Consider the following 2,484-nt stretch of genomic DNA (forward strand, 5'->3'; position numbering starts at 1 on the left):
CTCACGAAGAAACCCATGGCCGCCTCGCCAGGGAAATGATGCGCGCCACCGAAAGATCGATCACCGGCCTCAGCATTGCCGACGACCGGTCCTGTTACAAGACGCGCCGCGAGGCGCAGCGGCGTATCCATGCCACCTATGCCGCATATGAGGCGAAGCAGATCGCTTTCGACGCCAGCGAGCATCGCGACGGTGGCCATGTCGAGCATCTCGTCACCGCTTTGGTCAGACCTTGATCTTTTAGCCTGGCGTTTTTCCAGCAGCCGGTATCAGCGACGCGGTCGCGGTTTCATGGTCGTCCGCCGGCTTTTGCTGGTTCAGCCTGAGCGAGAATTCCACCATGACCGGCAGGTGGTCCGAGCCGGTATCCTCCAGCCGTGTCGCGGAATGGATGGTCACGCCGCCCTTGCTGAAAACCTGGTCGATCGGCAGGCCGGCGAAGCGCCGCAGGAAATCCGGCAGCTTGATGTGGATCCATGTCGGGCCGGCGGACGGCATGACGGTCAGCCCGCCGAGCGAGGCGACGCGCCGCACGGCGGCGCTCCATGGCACGGCGTTGCAGTCTCCCGCCATGATCGCCGTCTCGCCGAGAGCCGACAGCGATTCCGTCAGCTCACCAATCTGCCAGTACTGCTCGCGTGGCCACGGCCAACTGAGATGGATGGCGGCGACGTCGACGTCAATGCCGCCGAAGTCGACGGTCGCTGTCGCCATCGCGCCGCGCCGTTCGCAACGCGCCTCGGTGCCGGCGGCAAAGGGCCGCCGCGAGAGCAGTGCGACGCCGAATATGCCGTTCGGATACGGGCAGAGGATCCGGTATGGATATGCGCTGCTGATATAGCCAAGCTCGGTCGCCCACATCGCCGACACCTCGTCGAGGGTGATCACGTCGGGATTGGTCCGGCCGATCAGCGACAGCACCTTCTTTGGCGTCGGATTGTCGTAGCGCAGGTTCATCTGCAGCAGCTTGTAGGTCGCACGATTTTCGTTCTTGGCTTCATAGGCAGCTTGAACCGGCCATGGACTGGGCAAAGTGTTCAAGGTCGTGGCAAAAGCCGCCACGGCAAAAAGCAGCGCCACGGCTGCTTGCAAGCGAAATGTCGTGGCCAGCAGCGGCAGCGCGCAAAGCGCCATCAGCACGGCAAGGTGGACGCGGAAATGCGAGAAGGAATCGAAGGCCGGATGCAGCGTTCCGAAAAACCCGGCCACCAGCGCGACCGAACAGACGAGCATTGCCAAGAATGCAACCGACATCAGCAATGTCCCGAAGCTCGCTCTCTCCATACCGCCTGCTTATCGGCAAAAATGCGGCTCAATCAAGATGACGAAATGCCCATGCGATGCGTGGAACCGACCTACTGGAACGCCGTCTCCGAAAAACTTCTGAGCTTGCGCGAATGCAGCCGCTCCATCGGCATTTCCGCAAGCTTCTCCATAGCCCTGATGCCGATGGTCAGGTGCTGCGCCACCTGGCGCTTGTAGAATTCGGTCGCCATGCCAGGCAGCTTCAACTCGCCATGCAATGGTTTGTCCGAAACGCACAGGAGCGTGCCGTAGGGCACACGGAAGCGGAAGCCGTTGGCGGCAATCGTCGCCGATTCCATGTCGAGGGCGATCGCCCGCGACTGCGACAGCCGCTGCACCGGGCCGCGCTGGTCACGCAGTTCCCAGTTGCGGTTGTCGATTGTGGCGACGGTGCCGGTGCGCATGATGCGTTTCAAGTCATAGCCGGACAGGCCGGTGACTTCGGCGACAGCTTCCTGCAACGCCACCTGGATCTCGGCCAGCGGCGGGATCGGCACCCAGACCGGAAGATCGTCGTCAAGCACGTGATCCTCGCGCACATAGGCATGCGCCAGCACATAGTCGCCTAGCGCCTGGGTGTTGCGCAGGCCGGCGCAGTGACCAAGCATCACCCAGGCATGCGGTCTCAGCACCGCGATGTGGTCGGTGATCGTCTTGGCGTTGGAGGGCCCGACGCCGATATTGACCATGGTGATGCCGCCATGGTTCGGCTTCTTCAGATGATAGGCCGGCATTTGCGGCAGGCGCGGTGGTGCTACCCCTTCGCTGGGCGCGCTTTGCCCGACCCTGGTGGTGACATTGCCGGGCTCGACGAACTCGGTGTATCCGCCGCCGCCATTGGCCATCAGGTCGCGGGCCCGGGCGACGAACTCGTCTATGTAGAACTGGTAATTGGTGAACAGCACGAAGTTCTGGAAATGCTGCGGCGTGGTCGCCGTATAGTGCGAAAGACGGTGCAGCGAATAGTCGATGCGCTGCGCCGTGAAGGGCGCCAGTGGCCTCGGCTCGCCGAAGGCCACTTCGAAGGTGCCGTTGGCGATTTGGTCGTCGGTGCCGTCGAGATCCGGCACGTCGAAGAGGTCGCGGATCGGCCGCTTGATGCGCTCGGCTGCCGCGCCGTCGACATGGGTGCCTTCGAGAAAGGCGAAATGCAGCGGGATCGGCGTGGTCGATTCCGAC

At 62.9% G+C, this 2,484-nt stretch carries 3 protein-coding genes; 1 reads left to right on the forward strand and 2 read right to left on the reverse strand.

The window, feature by feature from the left end:
• Positions 1-236: DUF922 domain-containing protein (locus EN935_RS30955; protein WP_127373962.1), on the forward strand; the 236-nt coding region annotated here is incomplete at its 5' end.
• 4 nt (positions 237-240) lie between these two features.
• Here EN935_RS30955 and EN935_RS30960 read toward each other — a convergent pair.
• Both EN935_RS30960 and EN935_RS30965 read right to left on the reverse strand, forming a co-directional pair.
• On the reverse strand, positions 241-1,254 hold the full coding sequence (locus tag EN935_RS30960) for an endonuclease/exonuclease/phosphatase family protein (protein WP_245468920.1): 1,014 nt from the start codon (positions 1,252-1,254) through the stop codon (positions 241-243).
• Between the two features lie 101 nt (positions 1,255-1,355).
• Positions 1,356-2,484 (reverse strand): AMP nucleosidase (locus EN935_RS30965; RefSeq protein ID WP_127373963.1); only part of this gene is annotated, 1,129 nt, incomplete at its 5' end.

Source organism: Mesorhizobium sp. M7D.F.Ca.US.004.03.1.1 (assembly GCF_003998635.1).
Lineage (GTDB): Bacteria > Pseudomonadota > Alphaproteobacteria > Rhizobiales > Rhizobiaceae > Mesorhizobium > Mesorhizobium loti.

Excerpts from the sequence above, each read along its gene's own strand:
- EN935_RS30960 (WP_245468920.1), bottom strand. The coding sequence starts at position 1,254 with ATGTCGGTTGCATTCTTGGCAATGCTCGTCTGTTCGGTCGCGCTGGTG.